Raw genomic sequence first — 19,411 nt, 5'->3', positions numbered from 1 at the left:
AAACGAGGGATATCTTGATCATGCCGTAAGATCACCAAAAGTTGGGAAGAGCCCCCTATGTCAGTCTGCTGCACCAGGGTTGTTTGGCTGCGGTTGCTACACAGAACACATCAGATACTAACGACTGGTCAAATAGCGTGCTAAAAACGTTTCCACAGCATTAGTAATAACGTTCTCGATATCATTTTCACTGATTTCTAAATCTACAATCAAAAATCGAGGCCAGAAAATAACGTCATTGATCATGCCAAGGAATTGACGACTTGCCAGTGGAATATCTTTGATGATTAGCTTATCAACGATAACCTGAGCCTGTAGATAGACATGAAGACGTTTTAGAAACGGCTCCTTACCCCGATGATACAGTTCAGTTCCTAGCTCTGGAAAACGGGAAGCTTCGGCAATAATGACTCGAAATAACGGTTGAATATTGGGACTCATAAGAAGTTGAGCATACTCTTGACCAATTTGCATTAATGCCGATCGGGGGGGCAAATCAGTTGATACAGGTGTAGAACTAATCACATCGGTCTGCCAAACCTGCGCCATGATGCCGCCAAACAAGTCTGCTTTACTTGGAAAGTGCTTATACAACGTTGCAGTCGAAACTTTAGACTGCTGAGCAATGTAGTCAATGGTTGTGCGGGCGTAGCCAAATTCTAAAAAAGCAGTAAGAGCCGCTTTGAGAATTTCCTCTTGTTTCTGTCGGCTCACTTCAGCCCGATATTGCTCAAGTCCCATTATTTAATCTTTATGATAAAACGGTCATTTTACTTTGTCTATGATTACCCATAGTACTTCTAATCCTAAGCCACCTCAGTCTTCTGCTATGGTAAGACGAGTGTTTTACTTTACTATGGCGAGCAAACTCAATGTACCGTAAATTGCTACTACTGCTAGGGCTGTCCGTTTTCTCATTGATTCCCAGCGTGGCGATTCCTGGGGAAAGCTTTGCTAATGCCCAAACGCTCGATCGTGCTGCCCCAATGGATTTTCAGGGGCGCTACCTGGTTTCAGTTTCCGATGCCGATATGTTGGCCTCTGCCTATGTAGATGGTCAATTGGGACCGCGAGAAGGCGAAGATGCGCTGAGCGTCATTCCACTGGGTGGGCACGTTCGAGATTTACGCGCCTATGAAACAGAAGCGACGAATTCCGTTGCGGGGCCACCCGTTGCAGTTGCCGTGACACCCGATGGTCGCTACGCGCTGGTGGTGGAAACGTTTAGACCCCGACCAGAGGGCGATTGGCAAAACCAACGGTTTTCAGATCTTCAGCAGGGCGATCGCCTTTCGGTCTTTGATTTGAGCAATCCGACTCGCCCGACGCGAGTGCAGGAAGTGGCGCTGGGGGAGCGTCCTACGTCTGTCAGCATCAACCGAGAGGGTTCCTTGATCGCGGTAACTTTTCATCCAAACGGTGCAGGAACAGAAACGCCATTGGCGCTCATCCCATTTCAGGCTGGGCAGTTAGGACAACCGACCTTTCCTGAAGTGGCAAGCGTGTCGAGTGGAGAGGAGTTGATTCATGCGGAGTGGCACCCGACTCAAGACCTGTTAGCCCTAGTCAATTCGACCGCTGCGGAGGTGTCCTTTGCCCGCTTGACGAGCCAGGGCACTCTTGCATCTTGGGGAAATGTAGTGGAAGTCGAGAAAGCCCCTTTCATTGCGCGGTTTACGCCAGATGGTCGTCATATGATCGTCAACGGTCTGTATTGGGGAGCAGATGTGGAAGGGCGATGGAATGAAGCGCCACGCGGCAGTTTGCTGAGCATTCGGCTGGAAGCAGGTACCCAGGCAGATGGTTCTCCGCGTCACGCGGTGATGTCACGGGCAATAACAGGCGTGAGTCCAGAAGGCTTCGCGATCAGTCCAAACGGTCGCTATGTGGTGACGACGAATTTGGAGCGCAGCTTTTTACCCTATGACGACGATCGCATCACCTGGTTCTCATCGCTGAGTTTAATTACCCTCGATCCACAGACAGGTCAGCTAAACCATGTTGCCGACTATCCCTATGACGGCATTTTGCCTGAAGCTGCTGCCTTTGACGCTTCGAGCCAGTATCTCGCCGTGACGAACTACGACCATTTCGACGATCGCATTCAAGGTGGATCAATCGATTTCTGGCGCATTGCTACCGACCCGCTCAACCCACAGCCAATGCTGGTACAAACTCGCTATGCTGTCCCGGTGACACGGGGCGCACACTCACTTGTTCTTGTGCCATAGAAATTACCATGAAGCTCACAACATGGATTTCCGGACTGCTGCTGTTTGTTGTATCCATTGGTATAGCGATCGCCTTTTCTCATTTCACCGCTTCCTACTCGCCACTTGCCGCAGATGTAGGCTTTTCTCAAACGCCTGCATCAGCGGCAGCATCTCCAGTTCAATTTCCAAGCAACTACAGACAGCAATTTAGGCATTATGCAACGGTTGACTGTCCAAATAGCGGCGTGGTTAGACAGATGTACATTGATCGTCCATCACTGGAAAGCCTGAAAGCCAGTGAAGCCGTTCCCAGCGGGACGGTGATCGTGATGGAAACTCACTCTGCAAGGAGAGGTGATGGCGATCGCTTGGTTCCGACTCAACTCAACAACCTGTTTGTTCGAGAGAAGCGGCAGGGATGGAATATTAGCAATAGCGGCGAATGGCAGTCTGCCTGGTACAGTCCTTCGGGTTCGCTGGTTTCTGACCACCAAAATTCCTGTATTGGCTGTCATATCCAAGTGCGCGATCGAGATTACCTGTTTACACTGCCTGCTTTGCAGATGGCTGTAAGAACTGGGCAACCCCAATATCAAGAGACTGAGTTTGGAACTTCTGTTTGTCGATAGCAATTCCTCAGGCACTCAGTACCGACAAGTGATCGACTCAGCTCTAGATTGAGTCATCTACCCACCCACAAGCCGCACAATCCCAATGAACCTGATGTGGCTCTACTTGCACGATTGCTCAATTCCCCCAGTACTCTCCAGGAAGATCCTTTTTTCTAACAGTAACCCTGCCAATTTTCTTACCTGATATTCTCAATAATTCATCACCTGAAAATTCAAAACCAAGCTTGAGTGCTATTTGTGCAACTTCATCTGCTGTTGATGAAGCAAGCACCTCATTCTTAAGTGCAGTTTCAGACTGCATTTTCTTCAAAAATGCTTCGAGTTGATCTAAAGCCATATTTGAAACTCCTATTCTTGCTCTTTGGTGTTGCGAACTTGTTGGCGAAACTTATATTGGTAAGACCTATAATAGACCATCTTAAATGCTCAAAAACTGAATATTCGTGACTGCCAAATCTTAACCTCTGCAACAGATTTCATGGGCTGATCAGGGGCAAGCGATAAGGGGGCGATCGCTGCTCTCTTTATACCTTGAAACAGCCCAATATCAGTCAAAATTCAAGAGATTTTGAGATTAAGGTAGGTTGGCGATCGCCTGAACATTGAGGATTACACCCAAATGCTTTGCCTAAAGAATGCGATCGCGATCGATACCAAAAATCCAGTTCTGGGCGCGATCTGCTTTGCTAGCAAACCCAATGCCGATCCGATCGCAAATCCGTAATCTAAAAGCCTTGCAAAAACGTTCGTTTGTGCACTGAATTGAGAGCAACGAAACTGGCACACCTGCGATTGATGCGACACATTTTTCTAGAATATCAACACTTAGAAATATCAAAATTCTGATTGCTGCTGATTTGCCGTAGAAAGAGATAGATAGATTCCTGCCAAAACAATTAAGAAGGCGAAGCTATTGACCATACTGATTTGCTGACCAAACAGCACCATTGCTAGAAGAGCAGAAAGAACGGGAATAGTCAGCATAGAAACGGATATCAGCCCCGACGAAAATTGCTTTAGGCTGTAAGTCAATAATCCATGACCCATGACTTGAGAAACTAGAGCAAGCGCAAAAACTGCACATCCAGAGCGCCAAGTTAAAGAGAACACCCAATCACCGTTCAATATTAGGGCTGGAACGATTGCCAGACTGCCAATTAAACTGATCACCATCATGATGAAAGATGTTGAAAACTTGCTGCGCAACTGCTCAACACTCAAGATTGCGCTGGCTAAAAGAACAGCCGCCCCTAACGCGGCAGCATCTCCCGTCAATTGGCTGCTGGAAACGTGCAAATCTTGAATGCCGATCGCCACTACGCCTGAGATCGCTACCCCAAGCCCCAACACAAATCGCAAACTGAACTGTTTCCCTAGCAGTAACCATGCCCCTAGCGTCGTGAAGATCGGCATCATATTGTTCAATAGCGCCGAGTTTGCCACGCTGGTTTGGGTCAATGACCAAGCTGCACAGGTAAAGGAAGCCGCAAAGCCAACACCTGCAACAACAAACAGCGCTAAAGATCGCCACCCCAGCGCTTCATTAAATGATTTTTTAGCGGCTGCCATCTTTGACGAACCTAGCGATTGTTGAGCAAGGATATGTTGTAATCCTTCCCATCCACCAAAAGTAATGGCAGCAATCAGCAGACGATTGAAAGCGATCGCCTCTGGCTTAAGATCTTGCTCTGCAATCACAACAAAAATAGACGCGCAAGCGACTCCCGTCAGAGCCATTCCTAGAACGATGCCACCCCAGAAAGGCTGGACAACAGACCAGGCTAAGTAGAGGGCTTGTTTGAGCGTGGCAGATGATATGTGATTGAGGAAGTGAGCTTGCCATTGCCCAACGTCCTCAGAGACTTGTGACGATGCTTGAGGGACTGATTTGGGGGAGAAGACGGTTGAGGCAGTCATAGAAGCTTAAATACTGGATAGGGATAACCATAAAACTGTAGCTTTAACTACAAAATAAAGCGTACAAATTTTGTATACAATTAGTGTACATAAAAATAGTATGCAAAACAAGCAGCCCAAACAGTTGATTTGCCAGTGAATCCCAAGCTTCACGCCTGCTTGCATAGCAATAGGCTGGAAATCTTATGAGTCAAACTGTCATTCCATCCATTCAACCCAGCAAATTTCTATGTGTGAGTTAGTCGGGAGCAGAAAACTTGCTCTTGGTCATTATTTAGGGCGCTCGCTGTAACCATCCACAGAATTCAAAGCTTGAATTACAAGTCTTCCCAAGTCTAAAGTCATCACTTCACTGGTAATTGGATTTCTCCAACCCGTTAGCTGAATTTAGACTAATCCTTTTACCCAGTAATATCTACTATGGCTTTTGATCAGTATGCTCTTAAAACAAATCGTGTTCTTATGAAATGCCCGAACTGCGAATCAGAGCAGTTCCAAAAGAATGGTCATCGGAGCGGAAAACAGAATTATCGATGCAAGAATTGTGGTCGTCAGTATGTTGAGGCTTACGCTGCTAAGGGATACTCTGAAGATACGAAGCAGATCTGCATCAAAATGTATCGCACAGGTCTGAAACTGCGCGAAATTGCTAGCCTTACGGGAATTAGTCATGGCACAGTCTACAACTGGGTCAAGCAAGCAAGGCTACTTCCCAATACAACTGATGTGCCAGATGACACGATCTAAGAGAACGATGGAACTCTAGACTTCAGCTTATCCACTAAACTAACTTTCTGCTCCAGTGATGCTCGTGCATTCAGCGCCGCCTCAATTCCATCAAGATGCTGGGTTGCAGCAGCCACAGCAGATTCATCCTCACCCGCTTCAATATAGTTCAGGATAATGCTGTGTTCGTCTTCAGTGCAAAGCGGCATTTTTCGGACATCGTAAAAGTACGCTAGCGAGGTTTGCGGAATCAATTCCTTCAGAAACCGACTCAGAAATTGATTGCTGCACAGATCAGCTAATTGGAGGTGAAACTGCGTCGATAGACGTGTTAGGAGCGGGTAATCTTCTTCTTCGCAGGCTTTTCGCTCCGACGCAATCAAGGCACGTAAAGAGGCAATTTGCTCTGATGTAATGGAGAGCGTCACATCTCGAATGATTTCTGCTTCGACTAACCGCCATGCGGCATAGATTTGTTTTGCCTCGTCCAGACTCAAGCGGGCAACAAAGGCACCGCGATTGGGTTCTAGTTTGACAAGATAGTCGCCCGATAGCCGCAACAGCACCTGCCGGATGATAGTGCGGCTGACTCCATAATGTTCTGCCAACATCGCTTCTCCCAATTTGGTATCGGGCAGGAGTTGACGTTCGCAAATGGCGTTATAAAGCTCGGCGTAGATGACATCTTCACTTGGCTTTGCTTTAGTTTCTGAGTCAGAACGCTGCAAAACATCGGGCACGAACAGTCCTCCTTTTCATAGCTTTTGAGTGCTACAGACTTTTTCTTCTAAAATGCACACAACAATTGTATACTACAGTTGAATGCAATGGAAAAGGGAATCTAACAAGTCTTTCTATCGGCATTACAGCCCTAACATTACGCTTGGCAGACACGACCAGCTATTGTTATTGCCCTAATTGAGACTGCTCGATCGCTTGCTGAATATGTTCCACTTCTCGAATAACACGATATTTGCTAGCCATTAAATGTTCTCGAATAGCTTGTACCCCAGCTTCTACGTTGCGCTGCACCAAGGCTTCATAGATGGGGTGGTGTTCTAATCGAATTTCTAAAACATTTGAGTTGTGTTTAATCGTTTGAATTCGGAGCATCAACATTTTGTCAAAAATCTGGTCTAAGAAGGTCATTAGACAAGCGTTACCAGAGCTTCTAGCTAATAGACGATGGAACTGATAATCCAGATCGAGCAATCGGTAGTGAAGCATCTGCAACTGATTATCAGCGTGAGTTTGTGGCACAAACTGTGTGTGATCACTCTCAATCAATTTTTCTGCTTGATGCATGGTGTACTGCAATTCATGTAGATCTTCATGAGTTGCATTTTGACAAGCTTCTCGAATTGCTAATTCTTCCAATGCCATACGGCAGTGATAGAGTTCTGTGGCAGCCGCAGCTGAAATACTAGCCACTCGGACAATACCACGATCGTCAATCACGGCTAAATGATCGTGTTGGAGTAATCGTAAGGCTTCTCGAACTGGCGTTCTGCTGATCTGGAATTGTTCAGCTAACTGTAATTCTACTAATCGCTGTCCTGAAGCCAGTTCACCTAGCAAAATTGAGGTCTTGAGACGTTGGTAAGTCTGCTTCAGGATCGACTGGCTGTGGCGGAGATGTCGTTTGGATAAAGGCAATAGCAACTCCTCTGCTCTATATTTCAGATGGAGAATCCAAAACTAAGTTAAACACAGTTCTTCTTCAGCATGGGTAATCACGGCTTCCTGATTAGACTATACCTGAATTCACTAAATTACTTTGCTGATAGATTTAATACCTAAAAATATTAACTAATGTAAAGCAGAGTTTACAATTCCTTGCAATAACTTCTTCCTTTAATCAAACTAACCGCTTTTCAATCATTGGATGAATATAAACAGAATCAGGTCTTAATAACTCGCCTGTTGTCTCCATTGATCAGCTATTGAGCAAACCTGAAATCATCTAATCATTAGACAAGATTTTAATCATTAGCTTTAAATTCATTAAACGTTCTTCAGAAAGTGTAAGCGCAAATACAAAATCCTTCTAGATGGTGAAGTTAATTGGGTTCAATGACTCAACCATCCTTTCTTCCCATTCAGTTAGCTAACTGGAGTTTCTGAGGAAAGCTACGGGTGGTCAACAGAAGTATTTTTCCGATAACCATGAGCTGCTTAGACTAATCGCAGACAAATTTGTTTTCGCAAAAGGGATGCTATGACAACTGACGCACGAAAAAAACTGAATGGGGCAACCTCAGCAACCCACGCTGCCACAGGGAACATCCAAAATGCTTTGGCAGACGCTGCTGCTGGAGTCTCGCTACGGCAAGTCACTAAAAAATATGGTCCTGTCACTGCTGTTGAAAGCGTCACGCTGGATATCCCCGCAGGGTCTTACTGCTGCTTATTAGGGCCAAGCGGCTGTGGTAAAACAACGGTGCTCCGAATGATTGCTGGACATGAAGAGATCAGCAGTGGGGACGTGTTGATTGGCGATCGCCGGGTCAACGATATCCCTGCTGCTCAGCGTAACACTTCCATGATGTTCCAAAGCTACGCCCTGTTTCCACACATGACCGTGTGGCAGAACATTGAGTTTGGTCTGGAGATGAAAAACATCCCTGAAGCAGAACGCAAATCTCGCGTCGGTGAAATGTTGGAATTGGTTGGGCTAAGCCATTTGGCAAACCGTAAGTCTAGCCAGTTGAGCGGTGGACAGCAGCAGCGGATTGCTCTGGCACGAGCTTTGGTCACTCGTCCCCAGGTTTTGATGCTCGATGAACCTTTGAGCGCTTTGGACGAAAACTTGCGCGTGCAGATGCGCACTGAATTGCGCCGGATTCAAAAGCAGTTTGGTATGACCTTTGTGCAGGTGACGCACCACACTGAGGAAGCCTTCTCTCTGTCTGACATGGTGGTTGTGATGAGCAACGGTCGCTTAGATCAGGTAGCAACGCCTTCAGAAATGTTCAGAACACCCTCTTCTCAGTTTGTTGCCAAGTTCATGGGCGACAATAACATTTTCCAGGGCAAGGTGCGGCACTGCGTTCCCGATCCAACTTCTGGCTTAGATTTAGTTGAGCTAGAAGTAGAAGGGATTGGCTCTTTCTACAGTAGGGGACAGGCTGCACCGATCGGCTCTACTGCTGCCTGCTCCGTTCGTCCTGACCTGATGCAGATTGCAGCAGTCGGAAACACTAGCCAGCCGACCCATCGTGCCAACCATATCACCGCTCGGATCGTGTCGATCGAAATGACGGGCTATGTCACACGCATTGTGTTGATGGAAGAGAAGACGGGCAAAGACATCCTTTGTAAAGTCCGCACCACCGATTGGGAAGTAGAATCCTTCTCTGAAGGTCAGGTGGTTAGTTTGCGGTGGTCAGAAGGCAATTGTGTATTTCTTCCCTACTAGATTCTCCCTCACCAGAATTGAGAAAATCCATGTCTAGAATTAATCGACGCAGCTTCATTCAAGGAGGCTTGGCGGTTGGGGCGGCGATCGCAGCGACGCGCTGTTCAGCCCCCATATCCCAGGCTCCTAGCGGCACCCCTAATAATCCAGCACAAGCCCCTGAGATTAACAGCAACAGAATCAAAGATGTCGTGATTCGGACAGTCGGCACTGGCGCTGCTCAGAGCAATGACATTCGCGATCAGGCAGAAAAGGATCTAGGCTTCAAGATTAACATGCGGGCGCTCAGTACAGCCGAGGTCATCCAGATCGGCATTACGCAGCCTAAGCAATATGACATCTGGGACGGAGAATTCTTTGCCCTGCCGCTGGTCATTCCGTCTGGAAACCTTCAGGCGCTAGATGTCAAAAAACTGAAGCAATTCGATGCCGTTACGCCCATTTTCACGACGGGCGAACTGGCACCAGGTGCTAGAGTCAACTCGTCTCAGGGAACTGCACCGCGTAAGGTGATGTTCCTTAAAGATCAAAATTCGATTGAATTTGCGACGAGTCCGACTGACTGGGCAACGATCGTACCCTACCAATTCGGAGCCGACACGCTGGGCTATCGCCCTGATTTGGTGGGTCGCAAGATCGAGTCTTGGGCAGAGCTATTCAACCCAGAGTTTAGAGGCAAAACCTCGCTGCTGGATATTCCCTCGATCGGCATCATGGATGCTGCTATGATCACCGAAGCTCAAGGGTTGATGACCTTTGAAGATAAGGGCAATATGACCCGTGAAGAGATGGACAAGGTGGCGAAAATCTTGATTGAACAAAAGCAGGCAGGGCAGTTTCGCGCCTTCTGGAAAAGCTTTGACGAGTCGGTTAACTTCATGTCCTCTGGAGAGGTGATTTTGCAATCGATGTGGTCGCCTGCGGTGGCTGCGGTCAAGTCCAGAGGATTACCCTGCGTTTACGCGCCGCTCAAAGAAGGCTATCGCGGCTGGGGCGGGGGCATGGGTCTCTCTAAAAATCTCTCTGGTATTCAGCTAGATGCGGCTTATGAGTACCTCAATTGGGTGCTGGATGGCTGGATTGGCAGCTTCCTAATCCGCCAGGGTTTTTACAGCGCCACCCCGACCACCGCTCGCAAGTTCATGAAGTCCGAGGAGTGGGATTTCTGGTACGACGGCAAACAGGCAGCGATCGACATTGTAGACCCCTATGGCAAAAAGATTGAGTCAATTGGCGCAGTCCGCGACGGCGGTGGCTTCAACGAACGGGTTAGCAATATTGTTTGCTGGAATTCCTTCATGAAGGAGCAGGTCTATCTCGTCTACAAGTGGACTGAATTTGTTGTGGCGTAATTAGCGATTAGCAGCAGAACTCTAACTAGCGGAACTTTTTATGCAAGGCACTTTAGATCAAGCCCCCTCACAGCCGATCGCCTCGAAGCAACGTAGCTCAATTGATTGGCGACCCTATCTTCTCGTTGCTCCGCAGACAATCACCTTTCTATTTGCTCTGGTTCTGCCAATCCTGGCAATTTTTACCATCAGCTTTTGGAACTTCAACGGGTTTACTTCCGTTCCAGGGTTTACGCTCAATAACTATCTGGGAATTTTTTCGTCTCCGGTCTATCTCAAAACCTATCTCAACACCTTCAAGTTTGCGTTTTTAGTTTGGTTAGTTTGTGTTTTGATCAGCTATCCAGTTGCCTACTATTTAGCATTTCGGATCAAAAACTCCAAATGGCAAACCATCTGGTTCTTGATTTGTACCGTTCCCTTTTTGACCTCCAACATCATTCGCATGATCTCCTGGATTCCGTTCTTGGGGAGGGAAGGGCTGATTAACAAAGCGCTGATGGGTCTGCACCTCACGAACCAACCTGTCGAGATGTTCTTGTTTTCTGATTTCTCAGTTGTGCTGGCAATGGTGCATCTCTATGCACTGTTCATGGTGGCTCCGATTTTCAATAGCATGATGCGGATCGATCGTGCCTTGATCGCTGCCGCTGAAGATCTAGGCGCATCGGCTTTTGAGATCCAGAAGCGAATTATTCTGCCACTAGCGGCTCCTGGAGTAGCGATCGGCACTATCTTTGTCGTGACGCTAGTGATGGGCGAGTTTGCCACAATGCGGCTCATGAGCGGTGGCAAAGCCTCTTCTGTCGGGTATCTCATCAAGAACCAAATTGACAGCTTGCAATATCCGATGGCAGCCGCTAATGCTGTCGTGCTGCTTGCCATTACGCTGATGATTGTGTTTGGCATTCTGCGGATTGTCGATATTCGTAAGCAAATCTAGGACTTCTCGACCTTCCCTTCCTCGCCCTTTCTCTACAGGTTGACATCATGGCAGAGACGAAAAAAACGCCCTTCTCCGCTCATCTCCTTACAGGCTTCTTCGCCTTGTTTGTGCTATTTCTCTATGGTCCGATGATTGCTGTCTTTCTGCTGTCGCTGCAAGGCCCAGAGGGTCAGCTTACTTTCCCGATGCGGGGGTTTAGCTTCCACTGGATTGGTGCCGTATTTGGACAACAGCGGATTGGGAACTTTGTAGAAGCCTTTGGGCGATCGTTCTCACTAGGTCTAATCGTCATGGTGATTACAGTTGTCTTCAGCGTTCTGGCAGGATTAGCGTTTCGGAAGAACTTCCGAGGCTCCAATCTAGTCTTCTACTTAACCATTTCCAGTCTAATTGTTCCGAGTATTTTGGTTTCGTTAGGCGTTGGGGTGGTCTTCAATCTGCTGAATCTACCCATTCAATGGTATTCCTCAGCCTTAGCGGGACACTTGACTTGGACGCTGCCTTTTGCGTTTCTAATCATGCTGGGGATTTTTGGTCGCTTCAATCCCGCCTATGAAGAGGCAGCGCGGGATATGGGTGCCAGCGATAGCACAACCTTTTGGCGGATTGTTTTCCCTTTGATTGCATCTAGCGTTATTGGAGTCGGGCTGTTAGGATTTACTCTTTCCTACGACGAATTTACCCGGACATCCTTGATTTCTGGAGAAACCAATACGCTGCCGCTAGAGATTTTTGGAATGACAACCAATGTCACGTCTCCAGCCCTTTACGCACTCGGCACATTGACAACTATTTTCTCGTTCTTGCTAATTGGCATTGCCTTATTCACCATGCAGAAATTGGAGCAACGCCAAAATAAGCAGGAAGGATAGCGAAACAGATACCACTAGCTAGGGGAAGGCGAATTGCCTTCCCCTTTTTTATTTAAAGCTTTTTACGCTTGAGTATTTCTAAAAAGGCATAAATCGCCGGAGAATGAAGGGCATCCGCTAAAACGGCAACACCGATAACCCGTGCTAGCGGAACAGGCAATGGATAAACTTGCACCGTTGCAGGAATGGGTTCTGCTGCTAGTCGGGGCAAAATTGTAGCGCCCAATCCTTGGGCTACTAACCCAACGATCGTGGCATCTGTTCCCACCTCGTAAGCTACTTTCAACGAGTACCCAAAGCTACGGGCATGATCATAAACCTGCTGCATCATCACATAATCGACAGGGGGCATGATTAACGGCTGAGCCACGAGTTCTTCCCAAGTCAGCCGATCGCCTTGAAGCTTGAAATGCGGAGGCAACAGGGCCACATATTCATCTTGCAAGACTTCCCAGGCTTCTATGCCTGTCGTCGTGGGCATGAAGGTAAAGCCGATATCGGCACGCCCCTCTCGTAGGGCTTGCTCCACTTGAGGATAGTCATCCTGTTCGGAGAGACTGACGGCGATCGCCGGGAATCGTTGGTGAAATTCTGTAATCACCGCTGGCAATAAATAGGTCGCAATGCTGCGGAAAGAGGCAATTCTCACCTGCCCGCCCTGTAGTCCGCGCACTGATTCTGCCGCTTTCGTAATTTCATCGGCTTGACGCACAATTTCACTAGCATGCTGCACGATTTGCTGGTCCACAGGGGTTAAGTGAGCACCGTGCCGCCCCCGCAAAAACAAAACGATGCCCAAATGGTCTTCAAGCGCCGCGACCGCATGACTCACAGCAGATTGAGACATCTCTAACTGCAAAGCAGCCTCAGTGAAGTTTTCGTAGTTCGCCACCATAACCAAAATCCGCAACTGCGAGAGCTTCATTTGATTTTGAGGATTGACTTTCACTTTTCTCGGGTGCTCTCTACATGGCTATCATCGAATCTTCTCATGGATATGATGCAAGTTAGTTTTTGTATCTTATGCTACGGTTTCTTAAACTAAAAGCATAAACAAAAACCTACAGCGAGCAAGCAATATGAAATCCCAACTGAACTGGAACGACGCTCAAAACTCTGGAACCGCTACCTCTCAATTTTTTCAAAAAACCCAGCGCGGTCTAATTGATCACCTAAATAACTTCTGGCAAAGTACACTTGCTTACCTTAATCCCTCTTCCGAACCTCGCGTGTGGCAAAGTCAAGACGCTGGTAAAGTGACTTGGAATGCTTATGACCCTACTACAAGAGAGTCGATTGGGCAAGTCTCTGTTCAGGAACTGCGTGTGTGGTTAGAAGAACTGCACTATCAAAACGTCTAATTGTGATTGCAATATTTCAAGCCTTACTTTGCCCAGGTCTCTGCAAACTGTCAGAACTGGGCTTTTTTGTCTCTAGCTTTTTGGCTTCTTTACAATATGGCGCTACGCGCTATGTCTCTAAAAATCTTCCAAGTTGAGGAAACGGAGATTCAATCAAGCTTGACGATGGAACGGGGGTTTCAGCTTCTCGGAACACATTTCAGTATCAATTTCTCAGAGATCTTATGTGCCAGTGAGCTTTGAGAATCTCAAACACCCTGAATTAAGACATCTTTAGGCTTATTTAAGCAAACTCAGACTTTCAGCATGAGTAGTTGCGATGGACGCAACTACTCTAAATGGTCGCTTGTTAGATCGAGTTACATCTGGTCTTAGCACATTTCATTTTCCTCTCAAGAGTAGAAGTTATTACCTTCAACCCTCTCGGAAGCCGTAATCCTAAGATGGTAAGAACACAGGTATCTCCTTGATTTTCTCTTAAAAAAGGAAGGTTTTTACTAAGAGCTCTACAACTGTTTCAACATCTGGGTTAGTGGTTCAGATAGCCCCGTACTCTCAATCGCAGGAGGACGACTAGAATTCATACTTGGTTTACTCATGACTCGCGCCAGCATCTCAGCCGTCGCAACGGCAACAACCACATTATCAATCAAAGGCACGCTGACTCGGTCTTGAATTCGTCTAGGAATCCCTGCCACGGCTGCTCCGCCAAAAACAACGCACTCTGCCCCATCTTCGTTGACGCAGGTATTGGCTAAGTCTGTAAGTAACGTCAAAGCTCGGTCTTGATCTTGAGCAATCTCTGCTCCAGTCAGAGGAATCGATCGCACAGAAGCCACCCGGCTTGATATTCCCATTGCACTAACCTGCTCTTTGAGCATGGGCACCCAGCGTTCACCGCCCGTCAGGATCGAGAAACGAGTACTGACCTGCATCGCAGCGCCAATTGAGGCATCCATCAAGCTGATAATGGGGAAAGAGGCAAACTCTCGCATCGCTGGAATTCCTTGTGCGCCGAAGCCTGCCAGAATCGCAGCATCAATGTTTTTGTCCTTCGCCAATATTTGAGCCAGAGCATCAACGGCGGCATGACTAGCGATCGCCATCGTAGTGCGGGTGCCAATGTACTTGGGGCCAAACGGTGAGGTAACTTCAACAAACTCTGTGCCAGGGCTGGCTACTTTCTTCGCTTCGCGGGAAATCAGAGCTGTAAAGTCGGGAGAACTATTGGGGTTGAGCAGCAGAATCCGTAGCTTCGTGGGAACTCCAGAAATTGGTTCAGGAGAAAATTGAGAGCTGGGTGTTTGGGCAATGGCTTTTTGGGCAAATAGGGTTCCTGCAAAAGTAGCGGCAGATGCGCTCAGTGCACCCACTAAAACATCACGGCGTTTACTCATAACTCACACCCAATGAAGACATCAATGTATTGAGGTATACCTAACATGCTATTGAGCCTAATTTTGCAGCATTGACTGCAATTTGTAGTAAATTCACCTCTGCGGGTAGGTATATTAGGCAATCGCCCCGTCATTTCACAAAGAAGTCTTCGGCTAAAACTGCCTTTGCTTAGATTTGCACAAAATACAATTCAAGATGTCTCTTTTTGCCATTGCTTAGTCACAGTGGGCACAGGGGTTTCAGGGCATGGTGTTTTGGGTTGTAGGTTATGAGGTGCGATCGCCTCCAACCCTCTCTAAAATGACTGATTGGAGCTGTAACAAGTTTGCATAGGCTTTCGCCTGATGCTTCATCAGATAAACCTCAGTGCTTGGGTCTAGCTTGTTCACGCTCAAATCTGCGCCAATCTCTAGAAACCCGGCACATTCGGCACAGATGGCGATATTTCCAGGCTTCGGAGCAGTCATCCCAAAAGGATCTGCTGCATGGGTCATCTCGTGACCACACCAGGGGCATGAGCTTTCGGGCATTTCAGATTCACTCATTGCGATCGTCCTCCTCTTGGACTGCTGTTAGCTGCCTAAGGTTGTCTGCTGATGAAAGTTGCAGAGTATGGATCATAGTGCCATACTTTGCAACTTAACGATCGCCTCCCATTCAGCTTCGTCTAGATATCAACCACGGCTCTAGGTCAGATGAGGTTGTGAAGTCTAGTAGTGCCACTACCAAGCGGTCTAGCTCTTCATTCGATAGAGTTTGAATCTCTTCGGCAACAGCAGGGGCGATCGCTCCTAATCGAGTATTTGTCTCCCGGTCGCTTGCGATACCCATCATGCTGCTGTTTTTGACTCATCTACAATTTCAAACTCTGCTCCCAATTGTTCTCGAAGCAAATGCAGCACTTCTTGGGCGGCAAGGTTAAATCGTTCTCCCTCAATTGCTTTCCACTGTGTTTCCCTTGGAGGATTGTCCCAATCTAGGAATGTATCGTACCAAGCTAAAACAAACTCGACGCGATGCATAAGAGTGGAGGTTATGGGCAGCTTGGAGCTATCAACTGTGTAGCCTAAACGATCTCTAGTTACATCATTTGCAGCCCATAAACAAATGCCAGCACCAGAGTCAAAGAAATAACGGAGTCTATACACTGACGGATCTAATCTGTTCAACTCGTATCCCTGAATTTTACGCCAGTCCTTGTTTCCAGTGGAGTAGGAATCATGACCCACCGCTGGAGACTGCAATCCACACCCCAATAAGGAAACATCCCACTATGACGCTCTATTTGAAGGGCGATAAGCGTCTCACGCTTCACTGTGGGTCAGCATTCTATAGAAGTGAATTTCCCCATATCCCATTCAGGCTTTGGCAGTGATTCCTTGATTGAGCTGACCGAGGTTCGTTTCAATGAAGTTTGCCTTGCCTAGAGGGATGGCTATCTTGCCCAATATCTCAACAAGTTTGTAGCATCTGTGATGCATTTCGGTGAAAGAGGGATTGAGCGACACTTCCACAATGTAATTAACCCTTTCCAATGCTGGAGGATGGTTGTAGGTGTCCCTTGAGGCTGCAATGGCTAGCCCATGCTGCTGAGGTGCTGGCTGAGGAGATCTTTTGCGGCTGCTCTGCTGATGATTTTTATTTCAGGTTTGAGGCTTCGGAGCGGTGGTGTAAAAGCGCTGCAACCAAAGAACAGCTAGATAAAGCCTACGCAGGGATCACACAAGCAATATTGGCGTTAGAGGTACTTTTAGCGCATCGACCACTGCAATAATCATGCTCTAGCCCTGCTGGGAACGGTGGGGCTTTTGTTGGCTTGATCGCCCAAGTTAATGATAATGGACATCTTAACAAGCATGACCCGATCGGAAGGTTCACCTATTAAAAACCGATCGGGGTCTGTTGTGTCATGCCAGACAGGGCTTGTTGAAAGATCCACGCCACAGGAGCGCTGTATTGCCTAGAAATCAGCCGTACAGTCCCGTGACCAGTCACCTCTGAAAATGGTGCCATAGGTCTTGAAGCAGCTGCCATCATTGGCAGTTTGATTGAACAGCTCTCGCTTAGGCTCCCAGAACAAACCTGTGAGCATTTGTCCCCGAACCCTGATGCTTTGGCTGCCCACAGGCAGTGTGACGGTTTGTTTTTTACCGACCACCAGACCAGAGACTTTGACTTCGTTACGTTGTCCATTGGCGGTGTAGCTAACTTGGTAGTCCGCAACATAGCCGCCCTGGTTAAAGACGGTGACTTTGGGGCCAGACAAGGCTAAGGCAGACATGGAGATTGCAGGAACAGCGGCGAGAATCAAAGCTGAGACTGAAGCGATTTTACGTAGCATGTTGTTTCTCCTAGTTTTGTGTCAGTGTTCTTGGGCTTCTGAGGATATAAACGATCGAAAGTTTTGAGTTATGCAAGGTTAGGAAAAATTAGCTAAAGGTTGCGATCGCAGCCTTCAGCTCCAGAGAATCTTGAATTATCCACAGCCCTGTTCTGGTGTTTAGCCTAATTTAGAGAAGATTTTCTTGTGTAACTCCTAGTTTGTATCTTCCTAGTTACACAAGATTCTCAACCTATTTCCTCAGCAGATTCTTTGAGACGGCAGGCTGATCTTTGAGGCACCTCACCCAAATTGCCGCCTGATAGAACTCCCCTCTCTGCTCTAACTCAAAGCCGCCTAACAACAGACCTAACCACACTTCAACCCACGGCATACTGAGGTAACGACACAGTTCAGTGAACGAAATCCTCTCATCAGGCGTATCTTGCAGCCTTCGCTCGATCGCCTCTGTCCAGAAAGACACCTTCTCCTCATGAGCGATCGCCAGCACTTCCTGGCTTCTCTCTGCTTCATCCGCTACCGCTGCCTCTAGCTGCTCCACCATCGCCAATACTGCCGCCTTACCCACTGGAGCTACTATCGACCCCTCTGGTTTCTGGGTTGATTTCACCCGCTGCTTCCGGGGTGAAATTGGCTCCATCAACTCACTCAAATCCACCGCCATCGTCTGCCGCACCACCTCGGCAAAGAAGCCACGCTCGACAATGGGATCACGAGAGGACTCCTCCCACTCCGTCATCCATAGAGCCGATCGCGCTACACAAAGCTCAGCCACTTGAAGCAACGCCTCTCCCGCAAACCGCAGTTGCTCAGACTCAGGCAAATGAGCCACTGTTGCTTCCACAGCATCCAGCATCGACTCCACATCCAAGAACTCTGGACTTTGCTGTGCCCTTTGCAACTGATCCCACAACGCTAGCTCCAGCTGCTCTGCCTTCACAGACGCTCTCCTACCTGACGACAATGCAAATGCTCAGCATGGTAAGAGCAAGGTCGGATCGGACATTGGGAAACGGAGTGCTGTTCCTCACGGGCAAAGCGCTCAAATCCACTGCGGCGATCGTTGCCATAGCGCTGGTAAAGCGCCTCCAACAATTGACGCGCATACTCCTTGACCATTCGCGGGGGTAGCCCAAACGTATGTTGGGGTTGCGTCATCGCTGTCGGCTTATTTCCCAGCCACAGCTCTGCACACAGCGCGTGGATCACCACCGCGTCATTAATTTGTCGAGGCTTGTCCACATAGGAATGCAGCACCACATAGGGAACTTCAGGAATCGGCACGACTAACTCTTCCATCTGGGATTGTCGCCTGACACCTTGAGTGCGACCTTTGCGGTAGTACGATCGCCGACTGCGGCAAGTGTCATCGTTCCAGCAGCCATCACCACCCCGATCGGTCTCATGCAGCTTGCGGGCTTCGCTCACCGTTAACAGACTGCATGCCCAACACTTCTCATTTGTGGGTCTACCCATAGTTCCAAATATCACTTTCAAGTTTCAGGGCGCAGAGTAGAAGCTTGTTTGAGTTGACCTGCCAAATCAGCCTTATTCAGAGTTCCTTCGACAACTTGAATAACGAGCTGATATTTTTGACTTTGACTGAGCATTAAGACGAAACCATTCAGCCGTAAAAAAGTATCCATGACAGCGAAGGCAGTGCGTTTATTCCCATCCCAGAACGGGTGGTTCATCGCCAGATGAAAAAGATAAGCTGCCGCCTGCTCCCAAACTGTGGGGTGAAGGAGTTGTCCCGAAAAAGTTGCCTGGGGTTGAGACAATGCGGACTCCAGTAATCCGAGATCACGAACGCCTGAAATACCCCCAAACTTTTGAATCTGTCGGTTGTGAATTCTCAACACATCCTCTAAATCAAGAAATTCAGGAGCTTGCAAGACGACGATACACCTCTTCATTTTCTTGTTCTGAGGCAAGGTAAGCTTGCCAAACGCGATCTTCGGCCTCACCTAGCTCAGAGCTTTTCAACTGACGAATAGACTCAAGTACCTTTGACAGTAGAGGCTCAGGAAGTTGATCAAGCTCCTGAATAATCAGATCTTTAGTACTCATAACTATGATGATTTGCCTAAACAGCTCGGCTTTTATCCACGTCTTCATTATCGGCGAATGGGAGCTCCCTTTGAGCAGAGTGCATAATATTCTTACAATATTCAGATAGAGATATAGCGCTACGCATGTACGTTAGGACATTCTTTGAAAGCAGCATCAACGCAA

At 47.8% G+C, this 19,411-nt stretch carries 24 protein-coding genes; 8 read left to right on the top strand and 16 right to left on the bottom strand.

Features of this window, described 5'->3' with window-relative positions; genetic code table 11:
* Positions 1 to 117: 117 nt before the first annotated feature.
* Positions 118 to 741, bottom strand: a complete 624-nt coding sequence (locus AC5JMP_RS23760; protein ID WP_495853982.1) for a TetR/AcrR family transcriptional regulator — start codon at positions 739 to 741, stop codon at positions 118 to 120.
* 131 nt (positions 742 to 872) lie between these two features.
* Here AC5JMP_RS23760 and AC5JMP_RS23755 point away from each other — a divergent pair, with 131 nt between their 5' ends.
* Together AC5JMP_RS23755 and AC5JMP_RS23750 are read left to right on the top strand one after the other, a co-directional pair.
* Positions 873 to 2,231: a lactonase family protein gene (locus AC5JMP_RS23755; RefSeq protein WP_495853981.1), complete on the top strand. Its 1,359-nt coding sequence runs from the start codon at positions 873 to 875 to the stop codon at positions 2,229 to 2,231.
* An 8-nt stretch (positions 2,232 to 2,239) separates the two neighbouring features.
* Positions 2,240 to 2,842, top strand: a complete 603-nt coding sequence (locus AC5JMP_RS23750; RefSeq protein WP_495853980.1) for a cytochrome P460 family protein — start codon at positions 2,240 to 2,242, stop codon at positions 2,840 to 2,842.
* A gap of 118 nt (positions 2,843 to 2,960) precedes the next feature.
* On the opposite strand, the gene AC5JMP_RS23745 is transcribed toward AC5JMP_RS23750, so the two are convergent.
* Entirely contained in the window at positions 2,961 to 3,182 is a 222-nt protein-coding gene (locus AC5JMP_RS23745) for a Nif11-like leader peptide family natural product precursor (protein ID WP_495853979.1), read from the bottom strand.
* 497 nt (positions 3,183 to 3,679) lie between these two features.
* Positions 3,680 to 4,762, bottom strand: coding sequence for a DMT family transporter (locus tag AC5JMP_RS23740; protein WP_495853978.1), 1,083 nt, complete (start codon positions 4,760 to 4,762; stop codon positions 3,680 to 3,682).
* A gap of 462 nt (positions 4,763 to 5,224) precedes the next feature.
* Here AC5JMP_RS23740 and AC5JMP_RS23735 point away from each other — a divergent pair, with 462 nt between their 5' ends.
* The gene (locus AC5JMP_RS23735) at positions 5,225 to 5,509 is read left to right on the top strand and encodes an IS1/IS1595 family N-terminal zinc-binding domain-containing protein (protein ID WP_495853977.1); all 285 of its coding nucleotides are present in this window, start codon (positions 5,225 to 5,227) and stop codon (positions 5,507 to 5,509) included.
* Here the strand turns inward: AC5JMP_RS23735 and AC5JMP_RS23730 are convergent.
* Together AC5JMP_RS23730 and AC5JMP_RS23725 are read right to left on the bottom strand one after the other, a co-directional pair.
* On the bottom strand, positions 5,506 to 6,228 hold the full coding sequence (locus AC5JMP_RS23730) for a GntR family transcriptional regulator (protein WP_495853976.1): 723 nt from the start codon (positions 6,226 to 6,228) through the stop codon (positions 5,506 to 5,508). The two genes, AC5JMP_RS23735 and AC5JMP_RS23730, sit on opposite strands and share 4 nt — an antisense overlap.
* 166 nt (positions 6,229 to 6,394) lie before the next feature.
* On the bottom strand, positions 6,395 to 7,144 hold the full coding sequence (locus AC5JMP_RS23725) for a GntR family transcriptional regulator (protein ID WP_495853975.1): 750 nt from the start codon (positions 7,142 to 7,144) through the stop codon (positions 6,395 to 6,397).
* A 562-nt stretch (positions 7,145 to 7,706) separates the two neighbouring features.
* On the opposite strand from AC5JMP_RS23725, the gene AC5JMP_RS23720 reads away from it, so the two are divergent.
* Genes AC5JMP_RS23720 through AC5JMP_RS23705 form a run of 4 tightly spaced genes read left to right on the top strand, consistent with a single transcriptional unit; the run spans position 7,707 to position 12,076 of the window.
* The gene (locus AC5JMP_RS23720; protein ID WP_495853974.1) at positions 7,707 to 8,906 is read left to right on the top strand and encodes an ABC transporter ATP-binding protein; all 1,200 of its coding nucleotides are present in this window, start codon (positions 7,707 to 7,709) and stop codon (positions 8,904 to 8,906) included.
* A 29-nt stretch (positions 8,907 to 8,935) separates the two neighbouring features.
* Entirely contained in the window at positions 8,936 to 10,258 is a 1,323-nt protein-coding gene (locus tag AC5JMP_RS23715; protein WP_495853973.1) for an ABC transporter substrate-binding protein, read from the top strand.
* 40 nt (positions 10,259 to 10,298) lie between these two features.
* The gene (locus AC5JMP_RS23710; RefSeq protein ID WP_495853972.1) at positions 10,299 to 11,201 is read left to right on the top strand and encodes an ABC transporter permease; all 903 of its coding nucleotides are present in this window, start codon (positions 10,299 to 10,301) and stop codon (positions 11,199 to 11,201) included.
* Positions 11,202 to 11,248: 47 nt separating this feature from the next.
* Entirely contained in the window at positions 11,249 to 12,076 is an 828-nt protein-coding gene (locus AC5JMP_RS23705; protein ID WP_495853971.1) for an ABC transporter permease, read from the top strand.
* A gap of 52 nt (positions 12,077 to 12,128) precedes the next feature.
* On the opposite strand, the gene AC5JMP_RS23700 is transcribed toward AC5JMP_RS23705, so the two are convergent.
* Positions 12,129 to 13,025, bottom strand: a complete 897-nt coding sequence (locus AC5JMP_RS23700; RefSeq protein WP_495853970.1) for a LysR family transcriptional regulator — start codon at positions 13,023 to 13,025, stop codon at positions 12,129 to 12,131.
* A 130-nt stretch (positions 13,026 to 13,155) separates the two neighbouring features.
* Here AC5JMP_RS23700 and AC5JMP_RS23695 point away from each other — a divergent pair, with 130 nt between their 5' ends.
* The gene (locus AC5JMP_RS23695; protein ID WP_495853969.1) at positions 13,156 to 13,437 is read left to right on the top strand and encodes a hypothetical protein; all 282 of its coding nucleotides are present in this window, start codon (positions 13,156 to 13,158) and stop codon (positions 13,435 to 13,437) included.
* A gap of 506 nt (positions 13,438 to 13,943) precedes the next feature.
* On the opposite strand, the gene AC5JMP_RS23690 is transcribed toward AC5JMP_RS23695, so the two are convergent.
* The 10 genes from AC5JMP_RS23690 to AC5JMP_RS23645 all read right to left on the bottom strand — a co-directional run bounded on the left by AC5JMP_RS23690 (position 13,944) and on the right by AC5JMP_RS23645 (position 19,246).
* Entirely contained in the window at positions 13,944 to 14,834 is an 891-nt protein-coding gene (locus AC5JMP_RS23690) for an aspartate/glutamate racemase family protein (RefSeq protein ID WP_495853968.1), read from the bottom strand.
* Positions 14,835 to 15,101: 267 nt separating this feature from the next.
* Positions 15,102 to 15,380: a hypothetical protein gene (locus AC5JMP_RS23685; protein ID WP_495853967.1), complete on the bottom strand. Its 279-nt coding sequence runs from the start codon at positions 15,378 to 15,380 to the stop codon at positions 15,102 to 15,104.
* 112 nt (positions 15,381 to 15,492) lie between these two features.
* Positions 15,493 to 15,669 (bottom strand): DUF4351 domain-containing protein, encoded by a 177-nt coding sequence (locus AC5JMP_RS23680; protein ID WP_495853966.1) that lies wholly within the window; start codon positions 15,667 to 15,669, stop codon positions 15,493 to 15,495.
* A complete protein-coding gene (locus tag AC5JMP_RS23675) occupies positions 15,666 to 16,064 on the bottom strand; it encodes an immunity protein CdiI family protein (RefSeq protein ID WP_495853965.1) in 399 nt (132 codons plus the stop codon). The genes AC5JMP_RS23680 and AC5JMP_RS23675 overlap by 4 nt, the downstream gene beginning before the upstream one ends.
* 545 nt (positions 16,065 to 16,609) lie before the next feature.
* The gene (locus tag AC5JMP_RS23670; protein ID WP_495853964.1) at positions 16,610 to 16,774 is read right to left on the bottom strand and encodes a hypothetical protein; all 165 of its coding nucleotides are present in this window, start codon (positions 16,772 to 16,774) and stop codon (positions 16,610 to 16,612) included.
* Between the two features lie 21 nt (positions 16,775 to 16,795).
* On the bottom strand, positions 16,796 to 17,176 hold the full coding sequence (locus tag AC5JMP_RS23665) for a thiol-activated cytolysin C-terminal domain-containing protein (protein ID WP_495849849.1): 381 nt from the start codon (positions 17,174 to 17,176) through the stop codon (positions 16,796 to 16,798).
* 232 nt (positions 17,177 to 17,408) lie between these two features.
* Positions 17,409 to 18,116, bottom strand: a complete 708-nt coding sequence (locus AC5JMP_RS23660) for a hypothetical protein (protein WP_495853963.1) — start codon at positions 18,114 to 18,116, stop codon at positions 17,409 to 17,411.
* On the bottom strand, positions 18,113 to 18,652 hold the full coding sequence (locus AC5JMP_RS23655) for a hypothetical protein (RefSeq protein ID WP_495853962.1): 540 nt from the start codon (positions 18,650 to 18,652) through the stop codon (positions 18,113 to 18,115). Before AC5JMP_RS23655 ends, AC5JMP_RS23660 begins: the two co-directional genes overlap by 4 nt.
* 17 nt (positions 18,653 to 18,669) lie before the next feature.
* Positions 18,670 to 19,092 carry a type II toxin-antitoxin system death-on-curing family toxin gene (locus AC5JMP_RS23650; protein ID WP_495853961.1) on the bottom strand — a complete coding sequence of 141 codons (423 nt, stop codon included), beginning with the start codon at positions 19,090 to 19,092 and terminating at the stop codon, positions 18,670 to 18,672.
* Positions 19,058 to 19,246: a DUF2281 domain-containing protein gene (locus AC5JMP_RS23645; protein ID WP_495853960.1), complete on the bottom strand. Its 189-nt coding sequence runs from the start codon at positions 19,244 to 19,246 to the stop codon at positions 19,058 to 19,060. The genes AC5JMP_RS23650 and AC5JMP_RS23645 overlap by 35 nt, the downstream gene beginning before the upstream one ends.
* Positions 19,247 to 19,411 lie beyond the last annotated feature (165 nt).

The sequence above is a fragment of the Drouetiella sp. genome (genome assembly GCF_059504425.1).
Note: the sequence above shows the minus strand (reverse complement) of the source record. Positions and strands in the feature narration are given on the sequence as shown.

What these genes read in the sequence shown, in the direction of transcription:
- AC5JMP_RS23760 (WP_495853982.1), bottom strand. Translation starts at nt 741, where the DNA reads ATGGGACTTGAGCAATATCGGGCTGAAGTGAGCCGACAGAAACAAGAG.
- AC5JMP_RS23755 (WP_495853981.1), top strand. Translation starts at nt 873, where the DNA reads ATGTACCGTAAATTGCTACTACTGCTAGGGCTGTCCGTTTTCTCATTG.
- AC5JMP_RS23750 (WP_495853980.1), top strand. Translation starts at nt 2,240, where the DNA reads ATGAAGCTCACAACATGGATTTCCGGACTGCTGCTGTTTGTTGTATCC.
- AC5JMP_RS23745 (WP_495853979.1), bottom strand. Translation starts at nt 3,182, where the DNA reads ATGGCTTTAGATCAACTCGAAGCATTTTTGAAGAAAATGCAGTCTGAA.
- AC5JMP_RS23740 (WP_495853978.1), bottom strand. Translation starts at nt 4,762, where the DNA reads ATGACTGCCTCAACCGTCTTCTCCCCCAAATCAGTCCCTCAAGCATCG.
- AC5JMP_RS23735 (WP_495853977.1), top strand. Translation starts at nt 5,225, where the DNA reads ATGAAATGCCCGAACTGCGAATCAGAGCAGTTCCAAAAGAATGGTCAT.
- AC5JMP_RS23720 (WP_495853974.1), top strand. Translation starts at nt 7,707, where the DNA reads ATGACAACTGACGCACGAAAAAAACTGAATGGGGCAACCTCAGCAACC.
- AC5JMP_RS23715 (WP_495853973.1), top strand. Translation starts at nt 8,936, where the DNA reads ATGTCTAGAATTAATCGACGCAGCTTCATTCAAGGAGGCTTGGCGGTT.
- AC5JMP_RS23710 (WP_495853972.1), top strand. Translation starts at nt 10,299, where the DNA reads ATGCAAGGCACTTTAGATCAAGCCCCCTCACAGCCGATCGCCTCGAAG.
- AC5JMP_RS23705 (WP_495853971.1), top strand. Translation starts at nt 11,249, where the DNA reads ATGGCAGAGACGAAAAAAACGCCCTTCTCCGCTCATCTCCTTACAGGC.
- AC5JMP_RS23695 (WP_495853969.1), top strand. Translation starts at nt 13,156, where the DNA reads ATGAAATCCCAACTGAACTGGAACGACGCTCAAAACTCTGGAACCGCT.
- AC5JMP_RS23690 (WP_495853968.1), bottom strand. Translation starts at nt 14,834, where the DNA reads ATGAGTAAACGCCGTGATGTTTTAGTGGGTGCACTGAGCGCATCTGCC.
- AC5JMP_RS23685 (WP_495853967.1), bottom strand. Translation starts at nt 15,380, where the DNA reads ATGAGTGAATCTGAAATGCCCGAAAGCTCATGCCCCTGGTGTGGTCAC.
- AC5JMP_RS23680 (WP_495853966.1), bottom strand. Translation starts at nt 15,669, where the DNA reads ATGATGGGTATCGCAAGCGACCGGGAGACAAATACTCGATTAGGAGCG.
- AC5JMP_RS23665 (WP_495849849.1), bottom strand. Translation starts at nt 17,176, where the DNA reads ATGCTACGTAAAATCGCTTCAGTCTCAGCTTTGATTCTCGCCGCTGTT.
- AC5JMP_RS23655 (WP_495853962.1), bottom strand. Translation starts at nt 18,652, where the DNA reads ATGGGTAGACCCACAAATGAGAAGTGTTGGGCATGCAGTCTGTTAACG.
- AC5JMP_RS23650 (WP_495853961.1), bottom strand. Translation starts at nt 19,092, where the DNA reads ATGAAGAGGTGTATCGTCGTCTTGCAAGCTCCTGAATTTCTTGATTTA.
- AC5JMP_RS23645 (WP_495853960.1), bottom strand. Translation starts at nt 19,246, where the DNA reads ATGAGTACTAAAGATCTGATTATTCAGGAGCTTGATCAACTTCCTGAG.